Below are 14,977 nucleotides of genomic sequence, written 5' to 3'. Positions count from 1 at the left end.
GGGGGACCCGTTGATCGATAACATCTGATCCATGCGGACCCGGCGGCTGGTGGCGGTGCTCGGTCTCCTCGCGGTGTTGCCGGCCGGCTGCGGCCGGGCCCCCGCGGAGCCCGCCGACGAGCCGCTGCGCCCGCGGTGGCAACCGCTGACCCTGCCGGCGCCGCCGGGCGCCCCCGGCCGGCCGCTGCTGCGTGACGCCGTGGCCTGCGCCGGCACGTGGTACGCGGTCGGTGGGCTGGCCGACGCGGCGGGGGAGACCCGGCCGGCGGCCTGGCGCAGCGCCGACGGCGTGTCGTGGACGGCGCTGCCGGTGTCGCCGTCGAGCCACTACGGCCGCCAGCACGTGCTCTACGCGGCCGCGTGCCGCGACGGCCGGCTGGCGGCGCTCGGGGCGAAGAACGGCGGCGCGCACGGCAACCCGCGCACGGGCACCTGGTCGCAGTCGCCGGACGGGCGGCTGCGAGAGGCGCCGGCGCCCTTCGAGCTGTACGCCGGCCCGCGCGCGGTGAGCGTGGCGCGGCTCGCGGCGGGTCCGGCCGGTTGGCTGATCGCGGGGGCGCGGGTCGACGGGGCGGCGGTCTGGGCGTCGCCGGACGGCGAGCGGTTCACGATCCGGGAGGGCGTGGCGGAGCTCGCCGGTGACGGGCGGGGCCGGACGGTCGCGTACGACGCGGTGGCCGTGCCGTCGGGTTGGTGGGTGGTGGGCGCGGTGCTGCCGGCCGGCGCGACGGCGCTGGCGCCCCTGGCCTGGAGTTCGGCCGACGGTCGGGCCTGGCGGCGGGTGGCGCTGCCGGTGCCGGACGGGCGCGGCCAGGCGCAGCGGGTTGCCTCGGTCGACGACGCGGTGGTGGCCCTCGGCCCGGTGCGCGACGGGTTCGCCGCCTGGCGGCTGACGGGCGACGAATGGCGGCGGGCCGGCGGGTTCGGCGCGGCCGGTCCGGGGGTGTCCTCGGTCGACGCCCTGGTGCCGGCCGGGCGGGAGCTGGTCGCGGTGACGGGGGACGGCGGTGGTCACGGACTGTGGCTTTCCGCCGATGCGGGGGATTCGTGGCGACTGATGGCCATGCCGGCCCCGGTGCCCGACGGGGGGAACACGGCCGTGGCGGTCGCCTCGCAGGGTGATCGACTGGTGTTGGTGTCCGACGACGGGAAGGCGTCCCGTGCCTGGTCAGTCGGGTTGCCGACCATCGAACGGTAGGGGGTGGACGAGGTTCGACCCGTTACCGATGAAACGAAGGTGAGGAGCTCTCGCGGCCGACGGTTCTTACAGCGATCGTTTCGAATCCGCCACGCCGTGTAACGGTTCGGTCAACCCGCTCCCCTGGGGCTTTCGTCACAGCTCAAAGGTGGGATAGCGTCCGGCCCCAGACCGGCGACGACGGTCTGGTTCGTCCGCCCCCGCAAGGGCCAATCGGCAGCGGGTGGTTCGGACCATTGGACGGAGGAGGGTTCGGGCCTTGAGGCAGAAGCTCGCGCGCGTTATCGGTGGGGTCGCCATGGTGGCGCTCGTCGCCGGCGGCACGGCATGCTCCAGTAGCGACGACGCGGCGTCCGGTGGCGACGCCTGCGGCAACAAGATCGCGTTCTTCGGCGCGCTGACCGGCCCGTCGGCGGCGCTCGGCATCAACGAGAACAACGGCGTCAAGCTGGCGGTCGACAAGTACAACAAGGAGAACGCCGACTGCAAGGTCGAGCTGGTTCCCCTGGACTCGCAGGGCAGCCCGGACCAGGCCCCGGGTCTGGCCCAGAAGGCCATCGACGACACCAAGATCCTCGGCATCGTGGGCCCGGCCTACTCGGGTGAGTCGGAGGCCGCCGGTCCGCTCTTCAACGAGGCCGGTCTGGTGACCATCACCCCCTCCGCGACCCGCCCGAGCCTGGCGGACCAGGGCTGGAAGACGTTCTTCCGCGCGGTCGGCAACGACTTCAGCCAGGGCCCGGCGGCCGGCAACTACATCAAGAACGTGCTGAAGGCCGACAAGGTCTACGTCATCGACGACCAGTCCGCGTACGGCGCCGGCCTGGCCGACGAGGTCAAGAAGCTGCTCGGCCCGGCGGTCGTCGGCTCCGACAAGGTCCAGGGCGAGGGCAAGCAGGTCGAGTTCTCCGCCGTGGTCACCAAGGTCAAGGCCGCCAACGTCAAGGCGATCTTCTACGGTGGCTACTACCAGGAGGCCGGCCTGATCCGCAAGCAGCTCACCGCTGCCGGGATCACCGCCCCGATGGTCGCCGGCGACGGCGTGAACGACGCCGCGTACATCACCTCCGCGGGCGCGGCGGCGGCCGAGGGCACCATCCTCACCTGCCCCTGCCAGCCGGCCGCCGAGGCGCGCGGCACCTTCGTCCAGGAGTACAAGGCGCTCAACGGCGCCGACCCGGGCACCTACAGCGACACGGCCTACGACGCGGCGAACATCCTGCTCGCCGGCATCAAGGCGGGCAAGACCACCCGTGAGGGCCTGCTGGAGTTCGTGAAGGGCTACAGCGGCGAGGGCGTCGCGGCGAGCTACAAGTTCGTCGAGGGCGGCGAGCTCGACCCGGCGCAGGTGAAGGTCTGGGCCTTCAAGGTCGAGGGCGGCAAGGTCGTTCCGGAGCAGGAGATCCCCAAGTCCTGACGTCGGTCGCTGCTACGGCGATTGAGTGGTGATCGCGGGCGCGGCCGGGAGCTGTGCTCCCGGCCGCGCCCCACTTTTCTCTCCAGACCCTGATGGAGTGTCCCTTCATTGAACTTCGACGACCTGTTCTCCAACTTCGGGACATACACGACGACCGGCCTGACGCAGGGCGCGATCTACGCCCTGGTCGCGCTCGGCTACACGCTGGTCTACGGCGTGCTGAGACTCATCAACTTCGCCCACTCCGAGGTCTTCATCGCCGGCGCGTTCGCGGCGATCTGGACCTGGAACGGCTTCGGGCTCGACCAGAACTCGCAGGTCAGCGGCATCGGGTCGATCATGTTCTACCTGCTGGTGGCGATGATCGTCGCGGCGATCGCCTCCGCCGGCACGGCCACCGTGATCGAGCGGGTGGCGTACCGGCCGCTGCGTAAGCGCAACGCGCCGCCGCTGGCCTTCCTGATCACCGCGATCGGCGCGTCCATCGCCATCTCCGAGGCGTTCGGCATCTGGACCCGCCGCCGCCCCGAGGGCGCCCCGATCCTGGTCAGCCAGGATCCCCTCTTCCACGTCTTCGGCGTGCCGATCGACGCGGTGCAGCTGCTCACCCTCGGCGCGGCGCTGGTGATGATGATCGCGCTGGATCTGTTCATCAACCGCAGCCGGGTCGGGCGCGGTATCCGGGCGGTCGCCCAGGACGCCAACACCGCCGCGCTGATGGGCGTGAACAAGGACCGGATCATCCTGATGGTCTTCATCGCCGGCGGCAGCATGGCCGGCGTCGCCGGTCTGCTCTACGACGTACGGATCCAGACCCTCACCTACAGCGTCGGCTTCCTGCTCGGCCTGAAGGCCTTCACCGCCGCGGTGCTCGGCGGCATCGGCAACCTGCGCGGGGCGCTGCTCGGCGGCCTCCTGCTGGGCGTGGTGGAGAACTACGCCTCCGGCCTGTTCGGCAGCGAGTGGAAGGACTTCGCCGCGTTCGCGCTGCTGGTGGTGCTGCTGATGTTCCGGCCGACCGGTCTGCTGGGTGAGTCGCTGGGGAGGGCACGGGCATGACGACCGTCTTGGAAAAGGTGCGCTCCGGCCGCGAGGCGGCCGGCGAACGGTGGCGCGGCGCGCCGCGCTGGGTGCGCTGGGCGCTGCTGGCCGCGGTGATCGTGTTCTTCTACGCGCTGCCGAACAAGGAGTTCTACCAGTACCTCGGGCCGATCCCGACCCCCGGTGCGAACTTCACCCAGGTGATGTTCACCGTCTCGATCTACGTGTTGCTGGCCGTCGGTCTGAACATCGTGGTCGGCTTCGCCGGCCTGCTCGACCTCGGCTACTTCGGCTTCTTCGCCGTCGGCGCGTACACCGTGGCGGTGCTGACCTCGCCGAGCAGCGACATCAAGACGCTGTGGCCGTGGCTGCTGGCGGTGCCGGTGGCGATCGCCCTGACGATGGTCTCCGGCGTGATGCTCGGTACGCCGACCCTGCGGCTGCGGGGCGACTACCTGGCGCTGGTGACGCTCGGCTTCGCCGAGATGATCCGGATCGGTGCGGTCAGCTCGGAGTTCCTGAAGGGCCAGCGGGGCTTCAACCAGATCCCGCACCCCCCGGGCCAGTACGCCGACGGCAAGCCGGTCTTCGGCGTGCTCGACGCCCGCCCGTACTACTGGCTGGTGCTCACGGTGATCATCCTGGTGGTGATCGGGGTGCGGAACCTGACCCACAGCCGGGTCGGGCGCGCCTGGATCTCGATCCGCGAGGACGAGGACGCCGCGCAGCTCATGGGCGTGCCCACGTTCAAGTTCAAGCTGTGGGCGTTCGCCGCGGGCGCCGCGATCGCCGGCCTGGCCGGCGCGTTGTTCGCGGGCAAACAGAACTTCGTCAACTCGCAGAACTTCGAGCTGCTGAACTCGATCATCATCCTGGCCGCGGTCATCTTCGGTGGTTCGGGCAACATCGTCGGCGCGATCGTCGGCGGTGGTCTGGTGGCGTACATGATCGAGCGGTTCCGCGGCATCGAGCTGTTCGGCATCGAGCTGTACGAGTACCGCTTCCTGTTCTTCGGCCTGGTGCTGGTGATCATGATGATCTTCCGGCCGGAGGGTCTGATCCCCAACCGACGACGTGCGGCGGAGTTCAAGGATCGTCGCAAGGAGGTGACCGTCGGTGAGTGACACCGAGCAGACGCCGGCCGTTCCGGCGCAGGCCGGCGCACCGGCCGTGGAGGCGGTGCCCACCCGGGAGCCGCTGCTGGAGGTCGACAAGGTCACGCTGCGCTTCGGCGGTGTGGTCGCCCTGAACGAGGTGGACTTCACCCTCTACAAGGGCGAGATCCTCGGTCTGATCGGCCCGAACGGCGCCGGCAAGACCACCTGCTTCAACGCCATGACCGGCATCTACCAGCCCACCGAGGGGCAGATCCGGTTCCGTGGCCAGAAGGTCAGCGGCAAGAAGCGGCACCAGATCACCAAGATGGGCATGGCGCGGACGTTCCAGAACATCCGCCTCTTCCCGGAGATGACGGCGCTGGAGAACGTCCTGGTCGGCGCCGACGCGCACAACAAGACCAGCGTCATCTCCGCGCTGTTCCGCCTGCCGCGGTACTGGAAGGAGGAGCGCGAGAGCCGGGAGAAGGCCGAGCGCCTGCTGGAGTTCGTCGGCATCCGTCGGCGGATGCACGAGTTCGCCCGCAACCTCTCCTACGGCGAGCAGCGGCGGCTGGAGATCGCCCGCGCGCTGGCCACCGACCCGGTGCTGCTCTGCCTGGACGAGCCGGCCGCCGGCTTCAACCCGGCGGAGAAGGAGGAACTGCTCCAGCTCATCCGGCAGATCCGGGACACCGGCGTGACCGTGCTGCTCATCGAGCACGACATGCGCCTGGTCATGGGGGTCACCGACCGGATCGTGGTGCTGGAGTTCGGAAAGAAGATCGCCGAGGGGCTGCCCGCCGAGGTGCGGGAGAACCCGAAGGTGATCGCGGCGTACCTGGGGGTGCCGGACGATGCTGCTTGAGATCGACGATGTGAGCCTGCTCTACGGGCGGATCCAGGCGCTGCACGGCATCAGCCTGACGGTGGACGAGGGCGAGATCGTCGCCCTGATCGGCGCCAACGGTGCCGGCAAGTCGACCACGATGCGGGCGATCTCCGGGATCCGGCCGGTCGCCAGCGGCAGCATCCGGTTCGACGGTGAGGACATCACCAAGCTCCGGGCGGACCTGCGGGTACGGCGGGGGCTGTGCCAGGCCCCCGAGGGCCGCGGGATCTTCCCGGGCATGACGGTGCTGGAGAACCTGGACATGGGCGCGTACACCCGGCGTGACCGGGCCGGCATCGCCCAGGACCTCGACCGGGTGCTGGGGCTCTTCCCGCGCCTGGCCGAGCGGCGCAGGCAGCAGGGCGGCACCCTCTCCGGCGGCGAGCAGCAGATGCTGGCCGTCGGGCGGGCGCTGATGAGCCGGCCGAAGCTGCTGCTGCTCGACGAGCCCTCGATGGGTCTGGCACCGATGCTGATCCAGCAGATCTTCGACATCATCGTCGAGATCAACCAGCAGGGGACCACCGTCCTGCTGGTGGAGCAGAACGCCCAGCAGGCGCTGGCCCGGGCCCACCGGGCGTACGTGCTGGAGACCGGCCGGATCGTCAAGAGCGGCACCGGCGCCGAGCTGCTGCACGACCCGGCGGTCAAAGAGGCCTACCTCGGCGTGGCCTGACCGGCCGTCACCCCTCATCGCAAGGAGTACCCCATGTTCCGCATCAGTGGTGGCCGCCGGGCCGCCCTCGGCGTCACCGGCGCCGCCCTGCTCGCCCTCTCGCTGGCCGGCTGCGGCGAGAAGGAGAGCACCGAGCAGCCCGGTGCCGGCCCCAGCGTCACCGCCGCCGCCGACTCGGCGCTGGCCGCGAAGGTGCCCGACGCCATCAAGGCCGACGGCGTGATCAAGGTCGGCACCGACTCGACGTACGCCCCGGCGGAGTTCCTCGACGCCGACGGCAAGACGGTCGTCGGCTTCGACATCGAGCTGTTCAACGCCGTCGCGCAGAAGCTCGGCCTGAAGGCCGAGTACGAGTCGGCGCCGTTCGACGCGATCCTGCCCGGCGTGGACTCGGGCAAGTACGAGGTCGGCGTCTCCTCGTTCACCATCAACGCCGAGCGGATGAAGACCGTCAACATGGTCAGCTACTTCTCCGCCGGCACCCAGTGGGCGACCAAGGCCGGCAACCCGGCCAAGGTCGACACCGAGAACGCCTGCGGCAAGAAGATCGCCGTGCAGGTCGGCACCGTGCAGCTCGACGACATCACCGCCCGGTCGAAGAAGTGCACCGACGCCGGCAAGCCGGCCATCACCATCGACCAGTACCAGGCGCAGAGCGACGCCACCGCCGCCGTGGTCAGCGGCAAGAACGACGCCATGCTGGCGGACTCCCCGGTCGGCGCGTACGCGGTGAAGCAGAGCAACGGCCAGCTGGAGCTGCTCGGCGCCATCTACGAGTCGGCCCCGTACGGCTACGCGGTGAAGAAGGACCAGGCCGCGTTCGCCGAGGTGCTCAAGGAGGCCGTCACGGCGGTCATCGCCGACGGCACGTACCAGGGCGCGCTGAAGAAGTGGGGCGTCGAGGGCGGCGCCATCACGACTCCGGCGCTGAACCCGACCAGCTGACCATGTCGGTCGGAACAGAAACATCCGAACGGGCACGGCCGGAACCCATCCGCGCCGTGCCCGTGCGGCATCCCGGGCGGTGGGTCGCCGTCGCCGTGATCGGGGTGCTGGTGGCCATGTTCGTGCACCTGCTGGTGACGAACAAGGCGTTCAACTGGTCGTTCATGGTCGACGAGATGTTCCGCCCGCCGATCATGGCGGGGGTGCGCGGCAGCCTCGCGCTGCTGGCGACCGCCATGCTGATCGGCGTCGGGCTGGGCGTGGTCATCGCCATCATGCGGCTGTCGGAGAACCCGATCCTGCGCGGTGTCGCGTGGGCGTACACCTGGTTCTTCCGGGCGGTGCCCCGGCTGGTGCTGGCGATCCTCTTCGGCAACCTGGGCATCCTCTGGGCGCGCATCGAGTTCGGCCTGCCCTTCGACCGGCAGATCGGCGCCCTGTTCGGGGTCGACGACTTCGAGGCGCGGCTGTTCGGCTTCTCCGCTGTGGACATCCTGACCGGATTCGTCGCCGGCGCGTTGGCGCTGGGCCTGTCGGAGGCCGCCTACATGGCGGAGATCGTCCGGGCCGGCATCCAGTCGGTCGACGAGGGCCAGACGGAGGCCGCCCAGGCGCTCGGCCTGCGCCGGGGGCAGATCCTGCGCCGGATCGTGCTGCCGCAGGCCATGCGGGTGATCGTCCCGCCGACCGGCAACGAGACCATCGCCATGCTCAAGGACACCTCGCTGGTGGCCTTCGTGCCGGTCTCGATGGAGCTGTTCTTCCAGATCAGGGCCGTGGGCAGCCGGACCTTCCAGGTCTTTCCGATGCTGGTCGCGGCGACCATCTGGTACCTGCTGCTGAGCAGCGTGCTGATGGTCGGGCAGTACTACCTGGAGCGGCACTTCTCCAAGGGCGTCGGGCGCAGCGGGCGGGCGAAGACCAAGCTGCGGGGGATCGCGGCGGAGAGCGGCGGCACGACCGGGAAGGCGGACGGCGCATGACCGAGCTGACGGTGCCGGCGCAGACCGGCGGACCGGCGGTGGAGTCCGGGCCGATGGTCCGGGCCGAGCAGGTGCACAAGTCGTTCGGGGCGATCGAGGTGCTCAAGGGCATCGACCTGGAGGTCCGGAGTGGCGAGGTGTGCTGCCTGCTGGGCCCCTCCGGCTCCGGTAAGTCGACGTTCCTGCGCTGCATCAACCACCTGGAGAAGATCAACGCCGGCCGGATCTGGGTGGACGGCGACCTGATCGGCTACCGCGAGCGCGGCGGCAAGCTGCACGAGATGCGGGAGAAGGACGTCGCCGCGCAGCGCCGGGCGATCGGCATGGTGTTCCAGCGGTTCAACCTCTTCCCGCACATGACCGCCCTGGAGAACGTCGCCGAGGCGCCGGTGCTGCTGGGCCGCGAGTCCAAGGCCGCCGCCCAGGACCGGGCCGCCGCCCTGCTGGAGCGGGTGGGGCTGGGCGACAAGCTCGGCAACTACCCGGGCCAGCTCTCCGGCGGCCAGCAGCAGCGGGTGGCGATCGCCCGGGCGCTGGCCATGCAGCCGAAGCTGATGCTCTTCGACGAGCCCACCAGCGCGCTCGACCCGGAGCTGGTCGGGGAGGTGCTCGACGTGATGAAGGACCTGGCGCGCGAGGGCATGACGATGATCGTGGTCACCCACGAGATCGGCTTCGCCCGGGAGGTCGGCGACTCGCTGGTCTTCATGGACGGCGGCGTCGTGGTCGAGTCCGGCGTGCCCCGCGAGGTGATCGCGAACCCCCGGCACGACCGGACGAAGGCGTTCCTGGCCAAGGTGCTCTGAGCGGTACGCCGGCGCGGCCCACCCGGGCCGCGTCGGCGCCCGTGCCGGTGGCGTCCGTCGCGGTCGCGCCCGTGCCGGTGTCCGGGAGTGTCGGAGCGGGCGGCTAGAGTCGCTGCCGTGACAGCTACGACGCCGCGCCTGCTTCTCGTCGACGGACATTCCATGGCATACCGGGCGTTCTTCGCCCTGCCGGTGGAGAACTTCTCCACCACGACGGGGCAGCCGACCAACGCGGTCTACGGCTTCACGTCCATGCTGATCAACGTGCTGCGCGACGAGCAGCCGACGCACATCGTGGTCGCCTTCGACGTCTCCCGCCGCTCCTTCCGCACCGAGAAGTACGCGGAGTACAAGGCCGGCCGCAGCGAGACCCCGACCGACTTCAAGGGCCAGGTCAGCCTGGTCAAGGAGGTCCTCGCGGCGCTGCGCATCCCGGTGGTGGAGAAGGAGGGCTTCGAGGCCGACGACATCATCGCCACCCTCGCCTGCCAGGCCCGCGACCAGGGCATGTCGGTGCTGATCAGCAGCGGCGACCGGGACGCGTTCCAGCTCGTCGGCGACCGGATCACGGTGCTCTACCCGCGCAAGGGCGTCTCCGACCTGGCCCGGATGGACCCGGGGGCGATCGAGGCGAAGTACGGCGTCCCCCCGGAGCGCTACCGCGACCTGGCCGCCCTGGTGGGCGAGACCAGCGACAACCTGCCCGGCGTGCCCGGTGTCGGCCCGAAGACCGCCGCGAAGTGGATCACCACGTACGGCGGGGTCGACGGGGTCGTCGCGCGGGCCGACGAGATCAAGGGCAAGGCCGGCGACAGCCTGCGCGAGCGGCTCGCCGACGTGATCCGCAACTACGAGATCAACTGTCTCGTCTCCGACCTGGAACTGCCGCTGCGCCCCGAGGACGCGCGGTGGGAGGGGTGGGACCGCGAGGCCGTCCACCAGGTCTTCGACACCCTCGAGTTCCGCATCCTGCGCGACCGGCTCTACCAGTACCTGGAGGCGGTGGAGCCGGAGGCCGAGTCCGGGTTCGACCTGACCGGCGAGGTGCTCACCGAGCCCGGGGCGCTCGCCGGGTGGCTGGAGACGCACGCACCGGCCGACACCCCGGTGGGCGTGGCGGCGAAGCTCGACACGGGCCCCAACCGCCGGCACACCGCCTCGGTGACCGGGCTGGCCCTGGCCACCGGCGGCGGCGCGGCGGCCTGGTGCGATCCCGCCACCCTGGAGCCGACCGACGAGGCCGCCCTGGCGGCCTGGCTGGCCGACGCCGGGCGGCCCAAGGTGCTGCACGACAGCAAGCCGGCGGTGCTGGCGTTCGCCGCGCACGGCTGGAGCCTGGAGGGCATCCTCCGCGACACCCAGATCGCCGCCTACCTGGCCCGCCCCGACCAGCGCTCCTACGACCTGACCGACCTGGCCCTGCGCTACCTGCACCGCGAGCTGCGGGTCGACGCCCCGGAGACCGGCCAGCTCACCCTGGAGGGGCTCGGCAACGACGGCGAGGCGGAGCAGAACCTCATGCTCCAGGCCCGCGCCACCCTCGACCTGGCCGACGCGATCGACGCCGAGCTGTCCCGCGACGGCGAGCAGTCGGCGCGGCTGATGGCCGGGGTGGAGCTGCCGCTGATGCGGGTGCTCGCCGGCATGGAGCGCACCGGCATCGCCGCCGACACGCACTACCTCTCCGAGCTGGAGGCGCACTTCGCCGCCGAGGTGAAGGCCGCCGCCCAGGGGGCGTACGAGGCGGTCGGCCGGGAGTTCAACCTCGGCTCGCCGAAGCAGTTGCAGGAGATCCTCTTCGGCGAGCTGGGCCTGCCCAAGACCAAGAAGATCAAGACCGGCTACACCACCGACGCCGACGCCCTCCAGTGGCTCCACGCGCAGAACCCGCACCCGGTGCTGGCCCACCTGCTGCGCCACCGGGACGTGGCGAAGCTCAAGACGACCGTCGACGGGCTGCTCAAGTCGGTCTCCGACGACGGTCGCATCCACACCACGTTCAACCAGACGGTGGCGGCCACGGGCCGGCTCTCCTCGACCGAGCCCAACCTGCAGAACATCCCGATCCGCACCGAGGAGGGCCGCCGCATCCGGCGTGCCTTCGTGGTGGGGGAGGGCTACGAGTGCCTGCTCACCGCCGACTACAGCCAGATCGAGATGCGGATCATGGCGCACCTGTCGTCGGACGACGCGCTCATCGACGCGTTCAACTCCGGCGCCGACTTCCACGCCGCCACCGCCTCGTCGGTCTTCGGGGTGCCGGTCGACGAGGTCACCGCCGACCAGCGGCGCAAGATCAAGGCGATGAACTACGGCCTGGCGTACGGGCTGAGCGCGTTCGGCCTCTCCCAGCAGCTCGGGATCACCGCCGAGGAGGCGCGCGGGCTGATGGAGAACTACTTCGCCGGTTTCGGCGGGGTACGCGACTACCTCCAGGAGGTCGTCGCCCGCGCCCGGCACGACGGCTACACCTCGACCATCCTGGGCCGCCGCCGCTACCTGCCCGACCTGGTCAGCGACAACCGGCAGCGCCGGGAGATGGCCGAGCGGATGGCGCTCAACGCCCCCATCCAGGGCTCGGCGGCCGACATCATCAAGGTCGCCATGCTGCACGTCGACACGGCGCTGCGCCAGGCGGGCCTGCGCTCGCGGATGCTGCTCCAGGTGCACGACGAGCTGGTCTTCGAGGTCGCCCCGGGCGAACGGGAGACCCTGGAGGCGCTGGTGCGGCGGGAGATGGGCGCGGCACACCCGCTGTCGGTGCCGCTGGAGGTCTCGGTGGGCGAGGGGCGCGACTGGAACAGCGCCGACCACTGACGGGCACGTCCCGCCGCGCGTCGGCGCCGGCCCTGCCCGGGGAGGGCGGTGGGGCCCGCGTCGTCGAATTGAGCGGGACGGCCGTGGGTGGGGGCAGGACGGCGGGTCCGCGTCGTCGTCAGGCGTGCGGGACGGCCGCGCCCGCCGCGCGCAGGGCCGCCGCGAGCCGGTCGCGTACCGCCGTCTGCGCGGCGATGCGGGCGTCGAGCACCGCGAGGCGGTCCAGGGCGACCCGGACACCGGCGGGCGCGGGCGCGGCGGCGGCCACGTCCCCGTCCAGGCAGGGCAGGAACGTCCGCACGTCGTCCAGCGTCAGGCCGGCGGCCAGCAGGTGACGGATGTTGCGCACCCGGCCGACCGAGCGCTCGTCGTAGATCCGGTAGCCGTTGTGGGCCCGTCGGGAATCGAGCAGTCCGTGCCGCTCGTAGTGCCGCAGCGCGCGTGGGGTGGTGCCGGTGGCCTCCGCCAGCTCGCCGATCAGCATGGTCCGCACCTCCGGGCACCGTTTCTACCAGGACGCCAGGCGGCGTCGGCACCACCACCAGGCAGACAGCGACGCCGGCACTTCTGCCAGACCGACAGTGGCGCCGCACTTCTACCAGGCGGCCGGCGGTGCCGTCACGCGATCACGGCGCCACCGTCCACCGGCAGCACGACGCCGGTGACGAAGCCCGCCGCCGGGTCGGCGAGGCGCAGGATCGCCCAGGCCACCTCCTCGGGGCGCCCGATGCGTCCCAGCGGCGTCCGCTCCACCTGCCACCGGCGGAGATCGGCCTGCTGCTGCGGCGTCAGCCCCTGGTGTGCGCCGATCGGGGTGTCGACGGCGCCGGGCGCGACCGCCACCACCCTGATCCCGTGCGGCGCGAGTTCCACCGCCCAGCTGCGGGTCAGCGAGTCCAGGGCGGACTTTCCCGCCGCGTAGAGCGAACTGCCCGGCCAGGCGCGTGACCCGACCGACGTGGTGACGTTGACGATGACGCCCCGGCTGTCGGTCAACGCCGGCACCGCCGCCCGGGCGAGCTGGATCGGCGCGACCAGGTTCGTCGCCAGGTGGCGCTCGACCGTGTCCGCGACGAGGGAACCGAGCGGACCGCCACCGGCGACGCCCGCGTTGTTGACCAGGACGTCGAGGCGGCCGTGCCGCTCGGTGGCGGCGCCGACGATCAGCTCCGCGGCGCCGGGAGCGGTGACGTCGGCGACCAGCGGTTCGATGCCGGGGTGACCGGCGGCGGTCTCCGCCAGGGGCGCGGCCCGTCGCCCCACCGCGACGACGTGCGCGCCCTGGGCGCTGAACTCACGGGCGGTGACCCGTCCGATTCCGGTACCCGCACCGGTGACGACGACGATCCTGCGTTGCGCTCGACTCATGGCGCGGATCGTCGGACCCTACCGCCAGTGACAGGGTCAAGCGGGCGGGCTCAGCGCTTCAGGGGGTCGTGGCCCCAGTTCATCAGCGACCAGCGCCACTTCGTGTCGCGGACATCGCCGGAGGGGCGCTGCGCCATGTGCCGGCGGACGTAGCCGACGACCTTGCGCATGTGCCGGTAGTCGCCCTCGGAGAGCTCGGCACGCTTGCGCCGCAGCAGGTTGATGATCTTCCGACCGGACTCGTGCCCGACCGACTCGCCGCCGCCGGAGCGCCCGCCCTTGTGCCAGCCGACCTGCTTCGACTCGTCGGTCTCCAGCCACTTCGACAGCTCGGCCGGCTTCATGTTCACCGCCTCGGTGAACTCCCGGTAGGTGTCACGGCCCTCGTCACCCCTGCTCATGGCGCAGCACCTCCGGTCGGTGCGCGACGTCCCGCCCCGAGTCGTCGTTGCGGATCCGGTACTGCGGGTCGTCCGGGGACGCGTTCACGGCGTGCCCGCGTACGTGCGTGCGTTCGGTGATCTTCTCCTTGACCACGCCGTACGCCCGGCCGCTGTGGCTGGCCCAGGAGACGTGGTCGCCTCTGCGGAACTCGCTCTGCTCGGCCATGCCGCGCGGGTACCCGGCGTCGACGGGCCGAAACGACGACCCGCGGGCTACGGCGTGATGTCGGCGATCAGCTCCGCGCCGTCGGCGACCAGTTCGTACTGTCGCTCACCGTCCGGCCCGAGCCGATCGCCACGCTGCTGCCGGATCGGGTCGGGACACCATGGGCCAGGTGGTGTCGCGATCGGCTCGGCGCTCACCGGCTCAGCGTAACCCCGCGGCCCGCCTCGGACGTCGCACCGACTGGCCGGCTCGCGCGGGCGGGTTTCTCGGCGACGAAGATGGCGGTACCGGGGAACAACCGACCGCGCAGCGGGCTCCACTGCCCCCAGATCCCCTCGTGCCCCTCGGGCCACTCCGGCTCCACGAGGTCGAGCAGGTGAAACCCGGCGCCCACGAGCTCGCGGATCCGGTCGCCGAGCGTGCGGTGCTGCTCGACGTAGGTGGCGTCGCCGGCCTCGTCCTGCTCCACGTAGGGGGAGCGGTCGAAGTACGAGTGCACGGCGGTCAGCCCGCCCTCGCCGGGATCGTCGAGGAAGATCCACCGCATCGGGTGGGTCACCGAGAACACCCACCGGCCGCCGGGGCGCAGCACCCGGAACACCTCGCGCATGACCGCCGCCGAGTCGGCCACGAACGGGACCGCCCCGAACGCCGTGCACGCCGTGTCGAACGCGGCGTCGGCGAAGGGCAGCGCCAGCGCGTCGGCCTGCACCAGCGGCACGCGTACGCCGGTGCGTCCGGCCGCCAGCGCCGCGTGCCGCAGCATCCCGGCGGACAGGTCCAGGGCGACCGGCCGGGCACCCTGGGTGGCGAGCCACCGCGCGGCGGCGGCGGCCCCGCAGCCGAGTTCCAGCACCCGCCGTCCGGCGAGGTCGCCCAGCAGCCGTACGTCGGCCTCCCGCACGCCCTCCGGGCACCAGACGAAGTCCAGGTCGCCGAGGAAGCGGCCGTGTTCGGCCTGGTAGTCGTCGGCGTCGGCGTCCCACCAGCGGCGGTTCGCCCGGCGGGCCTCGGCGTTGCCGACCCGGCGCCGGGTCACCCGGCTGTCGTCATCCACGCGCTCACGCTAGCCCCGGCGGCCCCGCGGGCCGGCCTACCCCCGCAGTGCGTGGCGCGGCGCCCGGCGCTACC

At 71.5% G+C, this 14,977-nt stretch carries 16 protein-coding genes; 10 read left to right on the top strand and 6 right to left on the bottom strand.

Going from position 1 to position 14,977, the window contains the following annotated elements; genetic code table 11:
* Nucleotides 1-31: 31 nt before the first annotated feature.
* From ACFHW0_RS00570 to polA, 10 genes are all read left to right on the top strand, one after another.
* Nucleotides 32-1,198, top strand: coding sequence for a hypothetical protein (locus ACFHW0_RS00570; protein WP_416604706.1), 1,167 nt, complete (start codon nt 32-34; stop codon nt 1,196-1,198).
* A gap of 259 nt (nt 1,199-1,457) precedes the next feature.
* Nucleotides 1,458-2,615 (top strand): branched-chain amino acid ABC transporter substrate-binding protein, encoded by a 1,158-nt coding sequence (locus ACFHW0_RS00565; RefSeq protein ID WP_121400626.1) that lies wholly within the window; start codon nt 1,458-1,460, stop codon nt 2,613-2,615.
* Nucleotides 2,616-2,723: 108 nt separating this feature from the next.
* Nucleotides 2,724-3,674 carry a branched-chain amino acid ABC transporter permease gene (locus ACFHW0_RS00560; protein WP_416604704.1) on the top strand — a complete coding sequence of 317 codons (951 nt, stop codon included), beginning with the start codon at nt 2,724-2,726 and terminating at the stop codon, nt 3,672-3,674.
* Nucleotides 3,671-4,780 carry a branched-chain amino acid ABC transporter permease gene (locus tag ACFHW0_RS00555; protein ID WP_416604703.1) on the top strand — a complete coding sequence of 370 codons (1,110 nt, stop codon included), beginning with the start codon at nt 3,671-3,673 and terminating at the stop codon, nt 4,778-4,780. The genes ACFHW0_RS00560 and ACFHW0_RS00555 overlap by 4 nt, the downstream gene beginning before the upstream one ends.
* Complete coding sequence (locus ACFHW0_RS00550) at nt 4,773-5,618, top strand: ABC transporter ATP-binding protein (protein WP_121400629.1); 846 nt, start codon at nt 4,773-4,775, stop codon at nt 5,616-5,618. Before ACFHW0_RS00555 ends, ACFHW0_RS00550 begins: the two co-directional genes overlap by 8 nt.
* Nucleotides 5,608-6,318 (top strand): ABC transporter ATP-binding protein, encoded by a 711-nt coding sequence (locus ACFHW0_RS00545; RefSeq protein ID WP_101411744.1) that lies wholly within the window; start codon nt 5,608-5,610, stop codon nt 6,316-6,318. The genes ACFHW0_RS00550 and ACFHW0_RS00545 overlap by 11 nt, the downstream gene beginning before the upstream one ends.
* A gap of 33 nt (nt 6,319-6,351) precedes the next feature.
* Complete coding sequence (locus tag ACFHW0_RS00540; protein WP_416604701.1) at nt 6,352-7,263, top strand: ABC transporter substrate-binding protein; 912 nt, start codon at nt 6,352-6,354, stop codon at nt 7,261-7,263.
* Nucleotides 7,264-7,265: 2 nt separating this feature from the next.
* Nucleotides 7,266-8,246 carry an amino acid ABC transporter permease gene (locus ACFHW0_RS00535; protein WP_416604700.1) on the top strand — a complete coding sequence of 327 codons (981 nt, stop codon included), beginning with the start codon at nt 7,266-7,268 and terminating at the stop codon, nt 8,244-8,246.
* Nucleotides 8,243-9,052 carry an amino acid ABC transporter ATP-binding protein gene (locus ACFHW0_RS00530; RefSeq protein ID WP_416604699.1) on the top strand — a complete coding sequence of 270 codons (810 nt, stop codon included), beginning with the start codon at nt 8,243-8,245 and terminating at the stop codon, nt 9,050-9,052. The genes ACFHW0_RS00535 and ACFHW0_RS00530 overlap by 4 nt, the downstream gene beginning before the upstream one ends.
* A gap of 117 nt (nt 9,053-9,169) precedes the next feature.
* The gene (gene polA, locus ACFHW0_RS00525; protein ID WP_416604698.1) at nt 9,170-11,869 is read left to right on the top strand and encodes a DNA polymerase I; all 2,700 of its coding nucleotides are present in this window, start codon (nt 9,170-9,172) and stop codon (nt 11,867-11,869) included.
* 118 nt (nt 11,870-11,987) lie between these two features.
* On the opposite strand, the gene ACFHW0_RS00520 is transcribed toward polA, so the two are convergent.
* From ACFHW0_RS00520 to ACFHW0_RS00495, 6 genes are all read right to left on the bottom strand, one after another.
* On the bottom strand, nt 11,988-12,353 hold the full coding sequence (locus ACFHW0_RS00520) for a MerR family transcriptional regulator (RefSeq protein WP_416605224.1): 366 nt from the start codon (nt 12,351-12,353) through the stop codon (nt 11,988-11,990).
* A 134-nt stretch (nt 12,354-12,487) separates the two neighbouring features.
* A complete protein-coding gene (locus ACFHW0_RS00515) occupies nt 12,488-13,237 on the bottom strand; it encodes an SDR family NAD(P)-dependent oxidoreductase (RefSeq protein ID WP_416604696.1) in 750 nt (249 codons plus the stop codon).
* A 50-nt stretch (nt 13,238-13,287) separates the two neighbouring features.
* Nucleotides 13,288-13,638, bottom strand: a complete 351-nt coding sequence (locus tag ACFHW0_RS00510) for a DUF3140 domain-containing protein (RefSeq protein WP_101411732.1) — start codon at nt 13,636-13,638, stop codon at nt 13,288-13,290.
* A complete protein-coding gene (locus ACFHW0_RS00505) occupies nt 13,625-13,846 on the bottom strand; it encodes a DUF2945 domain-containing protein (protein WP_121400637.1) in 222 nt (73 codons plus the stop codon). The genes ACFHW0_RS00510 and ACFHW0_RS00505 overlap by 14 nt, the downstream gene beginning before the upstream one ends.
* 47 nt (nt 13,847-13,893) lie before the next feature.
* Nucleotides 13,894-14,043, bottom strand: coding sequence for a hypothetical protein (locus ACFHW0_RS00500; RefSeq protein ID WP_416604694.1), 150 nt, complete (start codon nt 14,041-14,043; stop codon nt 13,894-13,896).
* A complete protein-coding gene (locus ACFHW0_RS00495; protein WP_416604693.1) occupies nt 14,040-14,903 on the bottom strand; it encodes a class I SAM-dependent methyltransferase in 864 nt (287 codons plus the stop codon). Before ACFHW0_RS00495 ends, ACFHW0_RS00500 begins: the two co-directional genes overlap by 4 nt.
* Nucleotides 14,904-14,977: the final 74 nt, after the last annotated feature.

Source organism: Micromonospora sp. LOL_025 (genome assembly GCF_048060285.1).
Lineage (GTDB): Bacteria > Actinomycetota > Actinomycetes > Mycobacteriales > Micromonosporaceae > Micromonospora.
Note: the sequence above shows the minus strand (reverse complement) of the source record. Positions and strands in the feature narration are given on the sequence as shown.